We start from the raw sequence: 16950 nt of genomic DNA, 5'->3' as shown, positions 1-16950 counted from the left end.
CGGGCGAGTTCAGCCGATGGCCTCGTCAAGGTGCAGATAAAGCTCGCTGAAATCGCCGACTTCGCGCAACTCCTTGATATGCGGGAAGCCGATGAGCCGGCCCTTGCGGGTGATCAACCCTTCCTGCGACAGCGCCTTAATCGAACGGTTGACGTGGACCGAGGTGAGTCCCAGCGCGTCGCCGATCTGCTCCTGCGTCATCGGCAGCGCATAGCCATCGGGCTCGCTCAACCCAATAATGTCCATCCGGCAGGCGAATTCACACAGCAGATGCGCCAGCCGCGCCCGGGCGTTGCGGCGACCGATATTGACGATCCATTCGCGCAGGATCGATGCCTCGATCAACAGGTCCATCAGCACCGCGCGCGCCACCAGCGGCCGAGTGGTGACCAGCTCGCGCATCGCCGCGATCGGCACCACTGCGAGATCGGCGCGGGTCAGCGTCTGGGCGTTATGGTCGGCATAGCGCAGATAGAGGCTCTGGAAGTCGAGCGCGTCGCCCGGCAGATGCAACGAGACGATCTGGCGCGCACCGCTTTCCACGATCTTGTGTCGGAAGGCGAAGCCCGACAGCAGGACGACGCAGCTGGTTGGCGGCTCGCCCTCGCGGACCAGATAGGTGGCGGGGGGCACGCTGCGGCCATGGGCGGGCAGGGCGAGCACGGCGCGCCGGTCCGCCTCCGGTAGCGGAGTATGGCGCTCCAATTTGCGGAGTAGCAGTTCTAGGGTATCAGTATCGGCCATCGACGCTCCCGGACATGCGGCGGGAGTCGCCCTCGCTCTGTCGCCCGACCCGGCCTATCGTGAGCCCATGAGCCTGCCATAACATCTAGGTTAAAGTGTATGGCAACATAAGTTACCCAATATGCCAACAACATTTCTACCGAAGCTGCCGCCTGGCCTCGGCCAGGGCGATGCCGCCGGCGACCGCGACGTTGAGCGAGCGGAGCCCTGCCCGCATCGGGATCAGCACACGGGCATCGGCGCGGTCATGAACGTGGTCGGGCACGCCGGCGCCCTCCGAGCCGAGCAGCAGTGCGTCATCGGGCCGAAACGCCAGGTCCCAGAGCGGCTGCGCGCCGCGGGTGGTCAGCAGCACGATGCGGCCGGCGACGGTCCGTTCAAATGCCGTCCAGTCGGCATGGCGCGTGATCGCGGCGCGTTCCGCATAATCCATCGCGGCGCGCGCCAACGCCCGCTCGCCAAAGGGAAAGCCCATCGGCTCGATCAGATCGAGGCTCGCCTCGAAACAGGCGGCGGTGCGGATCAACGTGCCGACATTGCCGGCGATATCGGGTTCGAACAGGGCGAGGCGCATGGCCGATCCTAACCCGGATCGGGCAGCCTCGCCAAAGTATTAACGAACCAAAATGCTGTTGGCAAAGCCGCCATGCCTTGTCTAACAAAGGCTGGGGTGCGTCGCGGGAACGGCGGCCCCCTCATTCGGGAACACCCGGAAAAGGATCAATCGGGAAAACCCGAACATAACAGGCTGAGGGTAGGTGAATGGCGACAGTGGACGATAGGCTTCCTCCCGGCGAAGACCCGGCGCTGCTCGCCGAGGAGGTGCATGATCCGCGCCGTCGCGACTTCATCAACATCGCCGCCGTGTCGTTCGCCGGGGTCGGCCTGGTCGCGGTGGTGCTGCCGCTGATCAACCAGATGAACCCCTCCGCCGACGTGCTGGCCCAGTCCACGACCGAGGTCGACCTGTCCAAGATCCAGCCCGGCCAGGCGATCAAGACCAGCTTCCGCAAGCAGCCGCTGTTCGTGCGCAACCTGACCCCGGCGGAGATCGCCGCGGCCAATGCCGTGCCGGTCAACACCCTGCGCGACCCCCAGACCCTCGCCGAGCGGACCAAGGCGGGACATGAGAACTGGCTGATCACGCTGGGCGTCTGCACCCATCTCGGCTGCGTGCCGCTGGGCGCGGGCGAGGGCGAGAACAAGGGTCCGTTCGGCGGCTATTTCTGCCCCTGCCACGGCTCCGCCTATGACACCGCCGCGCGCATCCGTCAGGGTCCGGCCCCGAAGAACCTCGTGGTGCCCGACTATACCTTCAACTCCCCCACGACCGTGACGGTCGGCTGAGGAGACGCGCGATGAGCTTTCCCTGGGCCAAGCATTATGAGCCGAAACAGCCGCTGATGCGGTGGCTGGACGAAAAGCTGCCGCTGCCGCGGCTCGTCTACAATGCGGTCGGCGCCGGCTATCCGGTGCCGCGCAACCTCAATTACTTTTGGAACTTCGGTGTGCTCGCCGGCGCCGCGTTGGCGATCCAGATCGTCACCGGCATCGTGCTGGCGATGCATTTCGCCGCCAATGCCGGCGTCGCTTTCGGCTCGGTCGAGAGCATCATGCGCGACGTCAATGCCGGCTGGTTCCTGCGCTACGCCCACGCCAACGGCGCGTCGATGTTTTTGCTTGTGGTCTACATCCATATCGGGCGCGGTCTCTATTATGGGTCGTACAAGGCGCCGCGCGAAATGGTGTGGCTGCTCGGCGTGGTCATTTTCCTCCTCATGATGGCCACCGCCTTCATGGGCTATGTGCTGCCCTGGGGGCAGATGAGCTTCTGGGGGGCGCAGGTCATCACCGGCTTCTTCTCGGCCATCCCGTTGGTCGGCGAGTCGATTCGGGTCTGGCTGCTGGGCGGCTTCGCGCCGGACAACGCGACTCTCAACCGCTTCTTCTCGCTTCACTACCTGCTGCCGTTCGTGATCGCGGGCGTGATCGTCCTGCACATCTGGGCGCTGCACATCCCCGGCTCCAACAACCCGACCGGCGTCGATGTGAAGGGCGAGCAGGACACCGTGCCCTTCCACCCCTATTACACCGCCAAGGACGCGGTCGGGCTGGGCGTATTCCTGCTGGTCTTCGCGCTCCTCATCTTCTTCTCGCCCAACCTGCTCGGCCATCCGGACAATTATATCGAGGCCAACCCGCTCTCGACTCCGGCGCATATCGTGCCCGAATGGTATTTCCTGCCCTTCTACGCGATCCTGAAGAGCTTCACCGCCGACTTCATCCTGCCGGCCAAGCTGTGGGGCGTGCTGGCGATGTTCGGCTCGATCCTGTTGCTGTTCTTCCTCCCCTGGCTGGACAGTTCGCCGGTGCGCTCGGCCAATTACCGGCCGACCTATCGCATCTTCCTGATCGTGCTGCTGCTGGACGTACTGGTCCTCGGCTATGTCGGCGGGGCGGAGCCGATCGCGCGCAACGTGGTGCTGGGACAGATCGCGGCGGCCTATTATTTCGCGCATTTCCTGATCATCCTGCCGCTGGTCGCCGCATCCGAACGGCCGCGCCCGCTGCCCGGATCGATCACGGAGGCGGTGCTGGCCAAACATGGCGGCACCAGCCCGGCCAAGACCGCGATCGCCTGACGAACCGACGAGAGGATAGAACAGACCATGGTTCGCTTGATCTCCCTATTGGTCGGGGCCGCCTTTGTCGGCGTGCTGGCGATCGCGCTGTTCGGGACGGTGGCCACCGCCATCTCCGACCCTGCGCCGGAAACGGCGGAGGCGAAATACCACCAGCATCCCGAGAATATCGGCCTGGCGTCGAACGGCTTCTTCGGTCGCTTCGACCGCCGCCAACTCCAGCGCGGCTTCCAGGTGTACAAGGAGGTCTGCTCGGCCTGCCACAGCCTGAAATATGTCGCGTTCCGCGACCTTGCCGACCTGGGCTATAGCGAGGGCGAGGTGAAGGCGATCGCCACCCAATGGGCGATCGAGCAGCCCAGCGTGAACCCGGAGACGGGCGAGGCGACGACGCGCAAGAACATCCCCTCGGACCGGTTCCCCTCGCCCTTCGCCAACGAAGTCGCGGCGCGCGCGGCGAACAACAACGCGCTGCCGCCGGACCTGTCGCTGATGGCCAAGGCGCGGCACGACGGCACCAACTACATCCATGCGCTGCTGATGGGCTATCGCGCCCAGCCGGCCGCGCTGCTGAAGGAATTCCCCGGCACCAAGACGCCGACCGGGCTGCACTATAATCCCTGGTTCGCGAACCTGAACATCGCGATGCCGCCGCCGCTCACCTCGGACGGGCAGGTGCCCTATGCCGATGGCACGCGCGCGACCAAGGACCAGATGGCGCGCGACGTCGCCGCCTTCCTGACCTGGACCGCCGAACCCAAGCTGGAGCGTCGCCACGCCGCGGGCCTGGCCTCGGTGGTGTTCCTGCTAATCTTCTGCTTCCTGGCCTGGGGCGCCTATCAGAATGTCTGGCGCGACGTGAAGCACTGATCCACGAGGCGGATTTCGGCATTCTGGGGGCGGGGCCGCTGGCCTCGCCCTTTCTGTCGGGGGAACAGGCGTGGAACCCGCAGCCGCTCCGCCGGATTATATCCCGACTGGCGGTGCGTCCGAACCGCGAGCCTCATGTATCGGAGGTTCCCGATGATCCTGAAATCCTCGTGCCTGACGGCGTTGCTCGTCGGGCTCGGCTTGTCCGTGGCCGGTTGCGCGGACGGTTATGGCTATGGCGGCCTGGATGCCGGCTATGGTGGCGGGTACGGCCCGGGCTATGGTTATGCCGGTGGGCTCTATGGTCCGGGCTACGGCTATGCGCCGGGCTATTACGGTTGGTACGACAATTTCTACTATCCCGGCACCGGCGCCTATGTCTTCGACCGGGATCGCCGCGCCTATCGCTGGAACGGCCGCCAGCAACGCTATTGGCAGGATCGCCGCCGCGCCTGGTACGACCAGGGCCGCCGCCAGGGCTGGGGCCGCAACGGCGCCTGGGGGCAGGGACGCCGGCCACGCGCCGACTGGGGCGGTTTCGCCCAGCCTGGCGGGGTGCGGCCGCCCGGCGTGGTCGCGCCTGGCGGCGGTTATCGTCCCCCGACGGTCCGGGGGCCGCGTCCCGAGGGCGTCCGGGGACCGCGCGGCGGTGGCGGTCGCCCGGGGCGCGACCGGCGCTGAACCAACCCCCGGCATCCGTGATGCAAGCGGCGGCCGGACGCCCCGGGGCTGCGACCGCAGGGGGACGGTCGGGATCAACTATTGATGCCCGTGAAGGAAATCATGGCTGTGCCAGCGCATAACAGGCTTGGCGAAAAGCCCAGTACAGCGTGAGACATCCACCAAGGATCGAACGATGAGGGACGACAAAGCCTATTACCATGCCCGCGCCGAGGCCGAATTGCGCATGGCGCGATCCTCGACGGAAGCCTCCGCGACCAAGGCGCACTATACGCTGGCCGGCTATTATCTCGACCGCGCCTTTGGCGGCGAGCATCGCGGCCATGTCGAGCGATTGTCGGGCGTCGCCCGGATCTGATCCGCTCCGTCACCCGCCGGCCGGGCGGGTGCGGATCATTCCATTGGCGACGAAGGTCAGCACCGCCACGCCGTCCTGGTTGAAGGTGGTGGTGCGCGACTTGGTGAGACCAAGGCCGGGCCGACTGGCGGACGGCCGCTTCTCCAGCAACTCCGTCTCCACCCGCAGCCGATCGCCGGGATGGACGGGCCGCAGCCATTTCAGTTCGTCCAGCCCCGGCGAACCTAGCGACGCTTCCGCTGTCTCGCTCATCTGCGCGACCAGCATCGCCATGGTCATCGCCGCCGTATGCCAGCCCGACGCCGCCAGCCGCCCGAAATGCGTCGCGGCGGCGGCGTCGTCGTCGAGGTGGAAGGGCTGGGGGTCGAAGCGGCGGGCGAAGTCCAGCACCTCCTCGCGCGTGACCGCATAGTCGCCGAAGCGGGCGACGGTGCCGACCACCAGATCCTCGAAATAGCGCATCCCACTCTCCTCCGGCTGTCCGTCTTTGCGGACATTGTGAGAGGGATCGGGTCAGCGGTCCAGTGGCTGGCGGCGGAGCACGGCCCGGAACGGTCGGTCGGTGCCGTCCAGCCCCTGGCCCGGGGGCAGGCCGATCAGGTCGCGCAACAGCGGCGCGACATCGACATTGTCGAACGGCGCCAGCCGCCGACCGGACCGAAAAGCCGGACCCGTCGCCAGGAACAAGGCGCGCATCGCCGGGTCGCGTGGGTCATAGCCATGGTCACCGCGCACATAGGCCGATGGCTTGTCGGCGAAGCTCCAGCCGATATCGGCCAGGCAGACCAGCGGCGGGACGCGCGGATTGCGGCCATAGTGGAAGCGGGCGGGCAGGGCCTCCCGCCGCCAGCATCGATCGTGCGCATGGCGGCCGACCGCCGCGTCGAGCACACGCGGGTCGACGCCGTCGCGCGGATAGATGCCGAGCAGCGGCCCTCCCCCCAGGGTGCGGGTGGTGGCGGGGGGCGCGATCCCGGCGGGATCGATCCGCTGCGCGATCGGCACCGGAGCCATGCCATGATCCGACACGATCACCAGATTGACCGGTCGGCCAATCGCAGCGAGCCCGGCCCGGAGCGCGCCGATCTGCGCATCGACATCGCGGATCGCGGCGGTTTTCTGGGGGGCGTAGAAGCCGTCGTGATGCGCGGTCTTGTCGACCGTGTCGAAATAGAGGGTGACGAAGCCCGGCCGCGCCCCGGCCGGACGCCGCAGCCAGTCGAGCACGGTGCGGACCCGCTGGGCGCTGGTATAGTCGGGATCGTAGAGCAGCCAATCCTGCGGCCGCATGCCCCGGATCGGCAGGTCGGAGCCCGGCCAGAACATGGTCGCGGACCGGATGCCGGCGCGCTCCGCCGTGACCCAAAGGGGTTCGGCCTGATTCCACCAGTCGGGGTCGTGCGTGACCTTGCTGTCGCTGAGCTGGAACAGCGCGCCGGGCTTGGCCGGGTCCTCCATGGTGTTGGAGACGATGCCGTTGCGGTCGGGGCGCAGGCCGGTGACCAGGGTATAATGGTTGGGAAAGGTGATCGACGGAAAGGAGGGGTACATGCTGCCCGAGACGCCCGCCGCGGCAATGGCGTCGAGATGCGGCGTGTCGCCATGGCGGAGATAGTCGGGGCGGAAGCCGTCGATCGAGACCAGGATGGTGGTCGGGCGGTCGGGCACGGCCGGCGCTGGCGGGGGCGTTGCGCCGGTTGCGGTCGCCCGGGCCGGCGCGGTGACGGGCGGCAGGGCGGGCGGGCTCGCCGGCAAGGCGCAGGCCGACAGCAGCAAGGCGGCGAAGAAAGGCAACCGGGGCATCGAGAGGATCCTGTTCACAATGGACCCATCTATCGCCGGTGCATGACGCTGTCGTGGCGTTTCGGCCGCGATCTCAATCGCTACCGATCCGGTCGATCCAGCCGGGCAGGTCCGCCAGCGTTTCCAGCCGGCGGAAGCGCGGGTGATCCTCGGGGACCGCCGCCTGTTCGTGGCTCCAGGCGAGCGGTTGTGGGACATAGGCGGCCCAGGCGCCGGCGGCGAGGGCGGGGTGGATGTCGGAGCGCAGCGAATCGCCCGCCATCACCGCCTCGTGCGGGGCGACGCCGTGGCGTTCGAACAGGCGGTGGAAGGTGGCCGGGGTCTTGTCGCTGACGATCTCGATCGCGGCGAAATGGTCGCCCAGCCCCGATGCGGCGATCTTCGCCTCCTGGTGGAACAGGTCGCCCTTGGTCACCAGCACCAGGGCACCGCGCGCGTGGAGCGCGGCCAGCGTCTCGCCGATTCCGTCGAGCAGTTCGACCGGATGCGCCAGCAACCGCCGCCCCGCCGCCAGAATGTCGGCGACCACCGACACCGACAGGCGGTCGCCACCCAGCTCCAGCGCGGTCTCGATCATCGACAGGGTGAAGCTCTTTGCGCCGTATCCATATTGGGCCAGGTTGCGGATCTCGCACGCCTCCAGCGCCGCCCGCGCCGCCGGGCCATCGGCGAAGGGCGCAAGCATCGCCGCCAGCGCCGCCTCCGTCTCCTGGAAGAAGCGCATATTGTGCCAGAGCGTGTCGTCGGCATCCAGGCAGATCAGGCGGATCGTCATGCGCGGGGGGGTATGGCAGCAGGGGCGGGGCGGCAAGGCCTCTCCACGATCGGCGTTCAGCCGAAGCGATCCAAATTCCTCCCTGCAAGGGGAGGTGGCATCGCGTGGCGCCGACCGAGCGGTGTCACTGCTTGCGAGGGTTCGCCGTCCCTACGATCCGCGACACCCCGCCACCATGCTGGGCATGTGTGCGAACGTTGACGTGCCGGGGCAGGTCGACGTTCGCACGCCCCCCCCTTTGCAGGGGAGAAATCCGGAGGATGTCGGCCCGACCCGTCGGTACCTGGATAAGGCAAGGGCCGCAGCCCCCGCCCCCGGTCACACGTTGAAGCGGAACAGCATCACGTCGCCGTCCTGCACGACATACTCCTTGCCCTCGGACCGCAGCTTGCCGGCGTCGCGGGCGCCGCTTTCGCCGCCCAGCGTGACATAGTCGTCATAGGCGATGGTCTCGGCGCGGATGAAGCCGCGTTCGAAATCGGTGTGGATCTCGCCCGCCGCCTGCGGCGCCTTGGCCCCGACCGCGACGGTCCAGGCGCGCGCCTCCTTGGGGCCGACCGTGAAGAAGGTCAGCAGGTTGAGGAGCGTGTAGCCGGCGCGGATCACGCGGGCGAGCCCGGTCTCGGTCAGGCCCAGCTCCGACAGGAACTCGCCGCGCTCCTCGGGCGGCATGGTCGCGATCTCCGCCTCGATCGCCGCCGAGACGACCACCGCCTGCGCGCCCTCGGCCGCCGCCTTCTCGAACACGCGCGCGCTGTGCGCGTTGCCGTTGGCCGCATCGCCTTCGTCGACGTTGCAGACATAGAGGACGGGCTTGCCGGTCAGGAGCTGCGCCTGCGCCAGCGCGCGTTCCTCGTCGGCGTCGTTCGCGACGGTCAGGCGCGCGGGCTTGCCGTCGCGCAGCAGGTCGAGCGCGCGGCCGAGCACGACGGCGGCGGACTTGGCCTCCTTGTCGCCCTGCTGGCCCTTCTTGACCAGGTTGGGGACGCGCTTCTCCAGGCTCTCCAGATCGGCGAGCATCAGCTCGGTCTCGACCGTCTCGGCATCGGCGATCGGATCGACCTTGCCCTCGACATGGGTGACGTCGCCATCCTCGAAGCAGCGCAGGACATGGACGATCGCATCCACCTCGCGGATATTGCCCAGGAACTGGTTGCCCAGCCCCTCGCCCTTGGACGCGCCGCGAACCAGCCCGGCGATGTCCACAAAGGCGAGCTGCGTCTCGATGATCTTGGCGGAGCCGGCGGTCGCGGCCAGTTTCTGCAACCGGTCGTCGGGCACGGCGACGTTGCCGACATTCGGCTCGATCGTGCAGAAGGGATAGTTGGCGGCCTGCGCCGCCGCCGTCTCGGTCAGCGCGTTGAAGAGGGTGGACTTGCCGACATTGGGCAGGCCCACGATGCCGCAGCGGAAACCCATGCGTCGCGTCCTGTGATAAGGGGAATATGCTGCGCCGATACGCGCGCCGTGGCCAAAAGGCCAGAGTCGCGACCAATAAGGGCGCGATCCGGCGAAGCCGGAAGATCGCGGCGCCAGCCCGCCTCCGCCAGACCGGCCCCCGGTCCGTTGCGCGGAAAGCGCTTACCGGTAATTGAAGCTGACGCTGATCCGGTCGCCCTTGGCGGCATTGTCGACCACGGCATGGCGCAGCCAGCTTTCCCAGAGCAGCACCGTGCCGGGCGTGGGGCTGACCGTCTCGAACGTCCGCATCCCCTCGGCCGCGTCGACCCGGCGGGGCGGGGCGGCCATCAGCATCGGCAGGCGCGGGTCCTCCAGCTTCAGCCCGCCCGCACCCGGCGGCATCGCGACGTAGAGCGTGCCCGACACGACGCTGTGCGGATGGATGTGCGCGGCGTGATGGCCGCCGGGTTTCAACAGATTGACCCACAGGCTGTCCAGCTTGAGCTTGCGGCCGGCCAGGTCGAAGGCGCAGGCCTCGGCGAAGCGGGCGACATGCTTGTCCAGCTTGCGCTTCAGGTCGGCGAAGACGGGATCCCGCATCGGCAGGTCGTCCAGCGACGCATAGCTGGTATAGCCCCGGTAGCCATGCTCCTTGCACCAGCGGCGACCGGCGCGGTCGTCCTCCGCCAGCGCGCGGACGCTATGCTCCAGTTCGTCGATCAGCCCGGCATCGCCGAGATCGTCCTGGTAGAGCAGGGTGGGGAAGAGCGTGCGGATCGTCATGCCGACCCGCTTGAGGGGAAGCGCGGTGCTTCGTCAATCGCCCTTCCCGCCCGGCGAGGTCAGTCGAGCGCGACGAAGCCCAAGCCGACGACGCGGACCATCGCCGCGATGATACGGCGGGCGCTGGCCTCGTCGACCAGCCCGGCCGCGGCGGCGCGGGCAGTGGCGATCCGGTCGGCGCGGACGAGGCGCCACAGGCCGAGCACCACGGCCTCCGTCTCCGAAACGGTCGAGTGGCAGGGGCGCTCGAACACCAGCGTGTCGGTCGAGCCCTGGTCGAAGTCGCGCATCAGCGCGTCGAAGCTGCGAGCGGCCGGCGCGCCGCCATGATCCGCGAAGCCCGATGGCGTGGCCGGAGCGGACCCGGCCAGCGTCAGTGCATGGACCCACCGCCTGGTCTCTGCGAGAACCACCTGCTCGAAACGGGGCAGGTCGGCGACGGGGCGGTCGATCAGATCGTACATGCACGCACTCGCTAATGAGAATGCCTCTTAGTAATAGAAATGGGTGAGGGAGTCAAATGGCGGCCAGCGGCGGCCGGACGCAGGAGCGGGGCGGTTGGGCTGATGATTCAGCGCCTTCCGGGTTTCTCGTCCCGGCGAAGGACAGACCTTCGCGACGCTCCCGATACCCTCTGCAGCAGGCTCGGGCCGGCTTGGCGAGCGCTTGACGGTTACTCGAAACGGTCGTCCACCCAAGTCCGACCTCGGCGGGGAGAGGGGCCATTGAACGCGAAGCATCGGGTCCGGCAAGGGCCCGTCGCCGCCCGCGTGATGCATGCCGCGACGCGGCCGCGATCCTCCGCCGCGCTGCTCCACCAAATTCGCCGCACACAGCAAAAGGCCGGCCGCGACGGTGGTCGCGACCGGCCTTTGCCTTCAGCCAGAAGGGTGCCGGATCAGGCCGCCACCGCCTCGAAATGGCCGCACCAGTCATTCGCCTCGACCTTCGGCCAGACGCCGGCGGTGTCGCCGCTCGGCTGGCTGATCGGCGGGTTGTAGCGGCAAAGGCCGAGCTGCTCGCCCGAGGCCTCCGAGTCGAAGAACTTGCACTTGGCGCAGGCGGCGGCGCCGGCAGTGGTGAGAGCCATGATGAGTCTCCTCTGTGAATGTTGAAGGGTCGTTGTCTGCTGAAACGGCGATTACGCCCGCAAAGTTCCCAAATCAACCTAAATCAACAGTTGCGAAACACTCTCACTGGCTTTGCAAGTAACTCTCAAATCAAACTTCAAGATGCAATTCGCTCGCAGATGCTTTTATGCTTTTCTGCGAGCGACTATCATTTGCGGGCTTCACGCCAACCGGAGCGCGACATCGTTCATGAAGCGGACGTCGTTCCCATCGGCCAGCCGTCCCGCCTCCGCCGCCACCGCCCCAAGCAGGTCGGACAATGCGTCCATCTCCGCCTTGGCGAAATTGCCCAGCACATGGCCGGTCACCCGGTCCTTGTGGCCGGGATGGCCGATGCCCAGCCGCACCCGGCGATAGTCCTGGCCCAGATGCTGGTCGGTCGAGCGCAGGCCGTTATGTCCCGCCGCGCCGCCGCCGGTCTTCACCTTGACCTTGAACGGCGCGAGGTCGAGCTCGTCGTGGAAAACGGTCAGCGCCGCCAGGTCGAGCTTGTAGAAGCGCAATGCCTCGCCGATCGCGCGACCGCTGTCGTTCATGAAGGTTCCGGGCTTGAGCAGCAGGATCTTGTGGCCGGCGATCCGGCCTTCCTGCGTCCAGCCCTGGAACTGTTTCTTCACCGGGCCGAAATCATGCAGCGCGGCGATCGCATCCATCGCCATGAAACCGATATTATGCCGGTGCAGCGCATATTGCGCGCCGGGATTGCCCAGCCCCGCCCAGATCTGCATCGCCCGTCTCCCAAGAATCCATGCGCCCGAAATGAAAAGGGGCAGGGAAGCGTCGCCGCCGCCCTGCCCCCGAAAGCGTCGATGTGGGGAAGGGCTCAGCCCTCCGCACCACCCTCGCTGACGCCGACGCCGGCCTCGGCGTCCGCGGCCTCGTCGGCGGCGGTCGGCACGGTCGGCGGCACGATCGTGGCGATCGCGAAGTCACGATCCTCGATCGCCGGCTGCGCGCCCTGGGGCAGCGTCACGTCGGAGATGTGGATCGAGTCGCCGATCTCGCGGCCCTTGAGCGACACGGTCAGCTCGGTCGGGATGTTGGCGGCATCGACCACCAGCTCGACCTCGTGACGGGTGATGTTGAGCACGCCGCCCTGCTTCAGGCCCCGGCTCTCCTCCTCGTCCGCGAACACGACGGGCACGGCGACCGTGACGGTCGAATGCTCGGCGATGCGCAGGAAGTCGACATGCGTCGGGCGATCGGTGACGGGATGGAACGCCACGTCCTTGGCCAGCGTGCGCTGACCGTCGACCATGATGACCGAGGTGAAGAAGTGGCCGGTCATCAGCGCCTTGGTCAGGGCCTTCTCCTCGAGATGGATCGAGGTCGGCTCCTTGTTCAGGCCATAGACGACGGCGGGGACGCGGCCGTCACGACGCAGCGCACGAGAGGCTCCCTTGCCAACCCGGTCACGCGTCTCGGCAGCGAGCGTGATGGTGTCGCTCATTGTTAATCTCCAAGAACAGTTGTCTTCCGCGCCACGCCTCCAGGGATGACCATGGCCGGAAGCGGGCGCGCTTAGCCGGACACGCCGTAAAAGGCAAGATCGGGGCGCCGCTGGCCGTGTCCACCTTTCCCGGTCAGTAGCGGACGCGCCGCGCCTTGATCCCCAGCCGCGCGAGCTGCGCCTGCACCGAGTCGGGGCCGGCCAGATGCCCCGCACCGACCGCGATGAACACCGTGCCGGGTTTCGCCATGCGATCCTTGATCCACCGCGCCCAACGCGCGTTGCGATCGACCAGCAGCACCTTCGCGACCTCGGGCGAGTCCTTCAGGCTGTCGTTCATCTCGGCGGCCAGCGCCTCGGGCTTGCCGCCGGCCCAGTCGCCGACCATCCGCTGCATCTGGTCGGCGACGGTCGGCAGTTCGTCGACGGTGCTCTCCAAAAACCGGATCTGCGCCGTGTCCGACAGGCCGCTGAAATAGCCGAGCTGCTGTTCCGCCGTCTCCAGCCCGGTGACGGGCTTGTGCGCGGCCTTGGCCGCCTCGGTCAGCACCGTCTCCGGCCCGTTCGCCGAGTCGTAGCCGAGCTTGGAGAGCGGCGCGATCGACAGTTGGGTCGCCGCCAGCCACGGCTTGTAGCGGTCGAGCGCGTCGGCGGGCAGGCCGAGATCGGTGACGGCGCGGCGGAACGCGGCCTGCTTGGCGGCGGGCAGCCGCTCGCTGAGCGGCGGCGTGCCCGGCGCGGCGGTGCCGGTCGCCTGGACCAGCGAGGCCATCGCCGCCGGATCGGGCATCACCAGCTCCAGCTTCAGCTCCTGCGAGCGGTCGAATGCCGCCTTCACCGCCTCGTCGAACCAGGTGAGGCCGGGCTTGAGCACATGGATGGTGCCGAACAGATAGATGGTGGTGTCCCGGTCCTTGACCACCCACAGCGCGGGGTCGGCATCCTGCGCGGCGGCAGGAGCCTTGGGCGCTTGCGCACAGGCGGGCAGCGACAAAGCGAGGGCGATCGCGCTCAGCGCGGTGGCGAGGGTCCGTAGCATCGTGCCGGCTATCTAGACGCCTATGCTGCTGCTTGCCAGACCACGCCCCATTCGCCACAGACGCGGGCGTGACCCAGCCTCTATCCTTCCAGCGGATGATCCTCGCGCTTCATGACTATTGGAGTGAGCGGGGGTGCGTGATCCTTCAGCCTTATGACATGGAAATGGGAGCCGGCACCTTCCACCCCGCCACCACGCTGCGCGCGCTGGGGCCGGACCGGTGGAATGCCGCTTTCGTCCAGCCCTGTCGCCGGCCGACCGATGGCCGCTATGGCGAGAATCCCAACCGGCTCCAGCATTATTACCAGTATCAGGTGATCCTGAAGCCCAGTCCGCCCGATCTCCAGGACCTGTATCTGGGCAGCCTCGCCGCGATCGGCGTGGACATGACGAAACACGACATCCGCTTCGTCGAGGACGATTGGGAGTCGCCGACACTGGGCGCCTGGGGCCTCGGCTGGGAGGTCTGGTGCGACGGGATGGAGGTGACCCAGTTCACCTATTTCCAGCAGATGGGCGGGTTCGACATGAAGCCGGTCGCGGGCGAGCTGACCTACGGGCTCGAACGCCTGGCGATGTACATCCAGGACGTCGACAATGTGTACGACCTGCGGTTCAACGACGCCGGCGTGAGCTATGGCGACGTGTTCCTGGAGAACGAGCGCCAGATGTCGGCGTGGAACTTCGAGGTCGCCGATACCGACACGCTGTTCGACTCGTTCCGCAAGGCGGCGGCGGAATGCGAGCGCAGCCTGGCGGCCAAACTGCCGCTCGCGGCCTATGAACAGGCGATCAAGGCCAGCCACACCTTCAACCTGCTCCAGGCGCGCGGCGTGATCTCGGTCGCCGAGCGCCAGGCCTATATCGGCCGCGTCCGCGACCTCGCCAAGGCGAGCTGCGCCGCATGGATGGAGAAGAACGGATGGGCGGCGTGATGACCCTTCCGCGCGACCTCAAGATAGTGATCCGGACAGCATGACCGACTTCCTTCTCGAACTCCGCTCCGAGGAAATCCCCGCGCGGATGCAGGCCAAGGCGCGCGAGGACTTGGCGCGGCTGTTCGCGGCCGAACTGGCCAAGGCGGGCCTGTCCGCCGGCGCGCTCGTCACCTATGCGACGCCGCGCCGCCTGGCGCTGATCGCGCGCGACCTGCCGCTGGCGACCGAGGCGGTGTCCGAGGAGGTGAAGGGCCCGCGCGCCTCCGCCCCGCCCCAGGCGCTGGAGGGCTTCCTGCGCAAGACCGGCCTTTCCCGCGAGCAACTGGTCGAGCGCGACGGCGTGCTCTTCGCGGTCACCCAGCGGCCCGGCCGCGCCACGGCCGAGGTGCTGGCCGAGGCGATCCCGGCGATCATCCGGGCCTTTCCCTGGCCCAAATCGATGCGCTGGGGCGACGCCTCGCTCTCGACCGAGAGCCTGCGCTGGGTGCGGCCGCTGCACGGCATCGTCGCGCTGTTCGGCGAAGACATCATTTCCACCGAGATCGCCGACATCGCCTCGGGTGCGACCACCTACGGCCACCGCTTCCACCATCCGGGGCCGATCACGATCGGCTCGGCGAACGACTATGTCGAGAAGCTGCGTGCCTGCCATGTGCTGGTCGACCAGGACGAACGCGCCGCGATCATCCGCGGCCGCGCCGCCGCGCTGGCCGTCGAGGCCGGGCTGGAACTCATCGAGGACGATGGGCTGGTCGCGGAGAATGCCGGGCTGACCGAATGGCCGGTGCCGCTGCTCGGCCGGTTCGACGCCGATTACCTGTCGGTGCCGCCCGAGGTGATCCAGCTCACCGCGCGCGTGAACCAGAAATATTTCGTCTGCCGCGACGCCTCGACCGGCGCGCTCGCCAACGCGTTCGTCTGCACCGCCAATATCGAGGCGAGCGACGGCGGTGCGAAGATCGTCGAGGGCAACCGCAAGGTCCTGGCGGCGCGGCTGTCGGACGCGCGCTTCTTCTACGACACCGACCTGAAGGTGCCGCTGGCCGACCAGACCGCGAAGCTGGAGCGCATCGTCTTCCACGAGAAGCTGGGCAGCGTCGCCGACAAGGTCGACCGGGTGGCGAAGCTGGCGCGCTGGCTGGTGGAGGAGGGCGTGGTCGGCACGCCCGACCTGGCCGACCGGGCGGAGCGCGCGGCGCGGCTGGCCAAGGCCGATCTGGTGACCGGCATGGTCGGCGAGTTCCCCGAGCTTCAGGGGCTGATGGGCGGCTATTATGCCGCCGCCCAGGGCGAGGATGCGGCGGTCGCGGCGGCGGTGCGCGATCACTACAAGCCGGTTGGGCAGGGCGACGACGTGCCGACGGAGCCGGTGACGGTGGCGGTGGCGCTCGCCGACAAGCTGGACACGATCGCGAGTTTCTTCGCAATTAATTTGGAGCCAACCGGTTCAAGGGACCCGTTCGCAATAAGACGAGCTGCGCTCGGAGTAATCGCTCTCGTTGTCGATAATCATCTGCGCCTCGTTATTAGGCAGGCTTCAATGTCCGTTATTTTAAAGCAGGTCATTGAAGATTTAGGGCGGCCTGCGTCGGAAACTGCAAAGCGCCTGAGGGATTCTGTCAGTGATTTTGGTGGCGAAGCGGTGTATGCGGTTGCTAACAAAATGATTGAAGAAGCCGCAGGGGCTATGAGGGAGCTTAGGAAGGACGTTCTCAAAATTGCCGTTCTTATTTCTATGAATCTAACGGGATTTTTTGCTGAGCGTCTTAAAGTCCAGCAAAAGGAAGCTGGGGTTCGGCACGATCTAATTGACGCAGTTTTTGCATTAGGCGGCGAGTTGGATATTGTCTTGCTGTTAGCCCGTGTCCGCTCGCTCCAGGGCTTTATTGGCACTGAGGACGGCGCGAACCTGCTCGCCGGCTACAAGCGCGCCGCCAACATCCTGAAGAAGGAAGGGCATGCGGCACTGACCGGTGCCGCCATGGCCTATACGCCCGAGCCGGCCGAGGCGGCGCTGCTCGCCGCACTCGCCGCCGCCGAGCCGGCCGCCGCGCGTGCGGTGGCGGCGGAGGATTTCGAGGCGGCGATGGCCGCGCTCGCGACGCTTCGCGCGCCGATCGACGGCTTCTTCGAATCGGTGACGGTCAACGACAGCGATCCGGCGAAGCGCGCCGCCCGGCTCGACCTGCTCGCGCGGGTGCGCGCCGCCGTCCACACCGTCGCCGATTTCGGGAAAATCGAAGGCTGATCCCGGCCATGGGCGATGGGACCGATACCATCGCCCATCGGCTTCGAAACGGGAGCTAATCGCTCTTGTCACCGTTACCCCTGTCTGC

At 67.3% G+C, this 16950-nt stretch carries 19 protein-coding genes; 7 read left to right on the top strand and 12 right to left on the bottom strand.

All coding sequences use genetic code 11. The features are described from left to right. Window positions 1–9 precede the first annotated feature (9 nt). Together GGQ96_RS02735 and GGQ96_RS02730 are read right to left on the bottom strand one after the other, a co-directional pair. Window positions 10–744, bottom strand: coding sequence for a Crp/Fnr family transcriptional regulator (locus GGQ96_RS02735; protein ID WP_184111283.1), 735 nt, complete (start codon window positions 742–744; stop codon window positions 10–12). Between the two features lie 136 nt (window positions 745–880). Then, window positions 881–1318, bottom strand: coding sequence for a tRNA (cytidine(34)-2'-O)-methyltransferase (locus GGQ96_RS02730; protein ID WP_184111281.1), 438 nt, complete (start codon window positions 1316–1318; stop codon window positions 881–883). 188 nt (window positions 1319–1506) lie between these two features. Here GGQ96_RS02730 and petA point away from each other — a divergent pair, with 188 nt between their 5' ends. The 5 genes from petA to GGQ96_RS02705 all read left to right on the top strand — a co-directional run bounded on the left by petA (window position 1507) and on the right by GGQ96_RS02705 (window position 5295). After that, the gene (gene petA / locus GGQ96_RS02725; RefSeq protein ID WP_184111279.1) at window positions 1507–2091 is read left to right on the top strand and encodes a ubiquinol-cytochrome c reductase iron-sulfur subunit; all 585 of its coding nucleotides are present in this window, start codon (window positions 1507–1509) and stop codon (window positions 2089–2091) included. An 11-nt stretch (window positions 2092–2102) separates the two neighbouring features. Next, window positions 2103–3386: a cytochrome b gene (locus tag GGQ96_RS02720; RefSeq protein ID WP_184111277.1), complete on the top strand. Its 1284-nt coding sequence runs from the start codon at window positions 2103–2105 to the stop codon at window positions 3384–3386. A 27-nt stretch (window positions 3387–3413) separates the two neighbouring features. Further along, window positions 3414–4256, top strand: a complete 843-nt coding sequence (locus GGQ96_RS02715) for a cytochrome c1 (protein ID WP_184111275.1) — start codon at window positions 3414–3416, stop codon at window positions 4254–4256. Between the two features lie 153 nt (window positions 4257–4409). Continuing rightward, the gene (locus GGQ96_RS02710) at window positions 4410–4937 is read left to right on the top strand and encodes a hypothetical protein (RefSeq protein WP_184111273.1); all 528 of its coding nucleotides are present in this window, start codon (window positions 4410–4412) and stop codon (window positions 4935–4937) included. 175 nt (window positions 4938–5112) lie between these two features. Then, on the top strand, window positions 5113–5295 hold the full coding sequence (locus tag GGQ96_RS02705; protein WP_184111271.1) for a hypothetical protein: 183 nt from the start codon (window positions 5113–5115) through the stop codon (window positions 5293–5295). Between the two features lie 9 nt (window positions 5296–5304). On the opposite strand, the gene GGQ96_RS02700 is transcribed toward GGQ96_RS02705, so the two are convergent. From GGQ96_RS02700 to GGQ96_RS02655, 10 genes are all read right to left on the bottom strand, one after another. Continuing rightward, window positions 5305–5757 carry a MaoC family dehydratase gene (locus GGQ96_RS02700; RefSeq protein WP_184111269.1) on the bottom strand — a complete coding sequence of 151 codons (453 nt, stop codon included), beginning with the start codon at window positions 5755–5757 and terminating at the stop codon, window positions 5305–5307. Between the two features lie 51 nt (window positions 5758–5808). Further along, on the bottom strand, window positions 5809–7098 hold the full coding sequence (locus tag GGQ96_RS02695) for an alkaline phosphatase family protein (RefSeq protein WP_184111267.1): 1290 nt from the start codon (window positions 7096–7098) through the stop codon (window positions 5809–5811). Window positions 7099–7171: 73 nt separating this feature from the next. After that, window positions 7172–7873, bottom strand: a complete 702-nt coding sequence (locus GGQ96_RS02690; RefSeq protein ID WP_184111265.1) for an HAD family hydrolase — start codon at window positions 7871–7873, stop codon at window positions 7172–7174. Window positions 7874–8191: 318 nt separating this feature from the next. Further along, window positions 8192–9292 (bottom strand): redox-regulated ATPase YchF, encoded by a 1101-nt coding sequence (gene ychF, locus GGQ96_RS02685; RefSeq protein WP_184111263.1) that lies wholly within the window; start codon window positions 9290–9292, stop codon window positions 8192–8194. A 162-nt stretch (window positions 9293–9454) separates the two neighbouring features. Beyond that, window positions 9455–10057, bottom strand: coding sequence for a TIGR02466 family protein (locus tag GGQ96_RS02680; RefSeq protein WP_184111262.1), 603 nt, complete (start codon window positions 10055–10057; stop codon window positions 9455–9457). Window positions 10058–10116: 59 nt separating this feature from the next. Continuing rightward, window positions 10117–10521, bottom strand: a complete 405-nt coding sequence (locus tag GGQ96_RS02675; protein WP_184111260.1) for a hypothetical protein — start codon at window positions 10519–10521, stop codon at window positions 10117–10119. A gap of 434 nt (window positions 10522–10955) precedes the next feature. Further along, window positions 10956–11147, bottom strand: coding sequence for a hypothetical protein (locus GGQ96_RS02670; protein ID WP_184111258.1), 192 nt, complete (start codon window positions 11145–11147; stop codon window positions 10956–10958). 201 nt (window positions 11148–11348) lie between these two features. Beyond that, complete coding sequence (pth, locus tag GGQ96_RS02665; RefSeq protein ID WP_184111256.1) at window positions 11349–11915, bottom strand: aminoacyl-tRNA hydrolase; 567 nt, start codon at window positions 11913–11915, stop codon at window positions 11349–11351. Between the two features lie 95 nt (window positions 11916–12010). Continuing rightward, on the bottom strand, window positions 12011–12637 hold the full coding sequence (locus GGQ96_RS02660) for a 50S ribosomal protein L25/general stress protein Ctc (RefSeq protein WP_184111254.1): 627 nt from the start codon (window positions 12635–12637) through the stop codon (window positions 12011–12013). Between the two features lie 133 nt (window positions 12638–12770). Next, entirely contained in the window at window positions 12771–13676 is a 906-nt protein-coding gene (locus GGQ96_RS02655; protein ID WP_184111252.1) for a TraB/GumN family protein, read from the bottom strand. Window positions 13677–13771: 95 nt separating this feature from the next. Between GGQ96_RS02655 and GGQ96_RS02650 the strand changes: the two genes are divergently transcribed. Both GGQ96_RS02650 and glyS read left to right on the top strand, forming a co-directional pair. Continuing rightward, window positions 13772–14611 (top strand): glycine--tRNA ligase subunit alpha, encoded by an 840-nt coding sequence (locus GGQ96_RS02650; protein WP_184112195.1) that lies wholly within the window; start codon window positions 13772–13774, stop codon window positions 14609–14611. Between the two features lie 40 nt (window positions 14612–14651). After that, complete coding sequence (gene glyS, locus GGQ96_RS02645; RefSeq protein ID WP_184111250.1) at window positions 14652–16862, top strand: glycine--tRNA ligase subunit beta; 2211 nt, start codon at window positions 14652–14654, stop codon at window positions 16860–16862. Window positions 16863–16950: the final 88 nt, after the last annotated feature.

Source organism: Sphingomonas abaci, assembly GCF_014199625.1.
GTDB classification, from domain to species: Bacteria; Pseudomonadota; Alphaproteobacteria; order Sphingomonadales; family Sphingomonadaceae; genus Sphingomonas; species Sphingomonas abaci.
Note: the sequence above shows the minus strand (reverse complement) of the source record. Positions and strands in the feature narration are given on the sequence as shown.

Bases quoted from the DNA above. Each gene is read 5' to 3' on its own strand.
- GGQ96_RS02720 (WP_184111277.1), top strand. From the start codon at position 2,103: ATGAGCTTTCCCTGGGCCAAGCATTATGAGCCGAAACAGCCGCTGATG.
- GGQ96_RS02675 (WP_184111260.1), bottom strand. From the start codon at position 10,521: ATGTACGATCTGATCGACCGCCCCGTCGCCGACCTGCCCCGTTTCGAG.
- pth (WP_184111256.1), bottom strand. From the start codon at position 11,915: ATGCAGATCTGGGCGGGGCTGGGCAATCCCGGCGCGCAATATGCGCTG.
- GGQ96_RS02680 (WP_184111262.1), bottom strand. From the start codon at position 10,057: ATGACGATCCGCACGCTCTTCCCCACCCTGCTCTACCAGGACGATCTC.
- GGQ96_RS02670 (WP_184111258.1), bottom strand. From the start codon at position 11,147: ATGGCTCTCACCACTGCCGGCGCCGCCGCCTGCGCCAAGTGCAAGTTC.
- GGQ96_RS02715 (WP_184111275.1), top strand. From the start codon at position 3,414: ATGGTTCGCTTGATCTCCCTATTGGTCGGGGCCGCCTTTGTCGGCGTG.
- GGQ96_RS02735 (WP_184111283.1), bottom strand. From the start codon at position 744: ATGGCCGATACTGATACCCTAGAACTGCTACTCCGCAAATTGGAGCGC.
- GGQ96_RS02705 (WP_184111271.1), top strand. From the start codon at position 5,113: ATGAGGGACGACAAAGCCTATTACCATGCCCGCGCCGAGGCCGAATTG.
- GGQ96_RS02650 (WP_184112195.1), top strand. From the start codon at position 13,772: ATGATCCTCGCGCTTCATGACTATTGGAGTGAGCGGGGGTGCGTGATC.
- glyS (WP_184111250.1), top strand. From the start codon at position 14,652: ATGACCGACTTCCTTCTCGAACTCCGCTCCGAGGAAATCCCCGCGCGG.
- GGQ96_RS02690 (WP_184111265.1), bottom strand. From the start codon at position 7,873: ATGACGATCCGCCTGATCTGCCTGGATGCCGACGACACGCTCTGGCAC.
- ychF (WP_184111263.1), bottom strand. From the start codon at position 9,292: ATGGGTTTCCGCTGCGGCATCGTGGGCCTGCCCAATGTCGGCAAGTCC.
- GGQ96_RS02695 (WP_184111267.1), bottom strand. From the start codon at position 7,098: ATGCCCCGGTTGCCTTTCTTCGCCGCCTTGCTGCTGTCGGCCTGCGCC.
- GGQ96_RS02700 (WP_184111269.1), bottom strand. From the start codon at position 5,757: ATGCGCTATTTCGAGGATCTGGTGGTCGGCACCGTCGCCCGCTTCGGC.
- GGQ96_RS02660 (WP_184111254.1), bottom strand. From the start codon at position 12,637: ATGAGCGACACCATCACGCTCGCTGCCGAGACGCGTGACCGGGTTGGC.
- GGQ96_RS02710 (WP_184111273.1), top strand. From the start codon at position 4,410: ATGATCCTGAAATCCTCGTGCCTGACGGCGTTGCTCGTCGGGCTCGGC.
- petA (WP_184111279.1), top strand. From the start codon at position 1,507: ATGGCGACAGTGGACGATAGGCTTCCTCCCGGCGAAGACCCGGCGCTG.
- GGQ96_RS02655 (WP_184111252.1), bottom strand. From the start codon at position 13,676: ATGCTACGGACCCTCGCCACCGCGCTGAGCGCGATCGCCCTCGCTTTG.
- GGQ96_RS02730 (WP_184111281.1), bottom strand. From the start codon at position 1,318: ATGCGCCTCGCCCTGTTCGAACCCGATATCGCCGGCAATGTCGGCACG.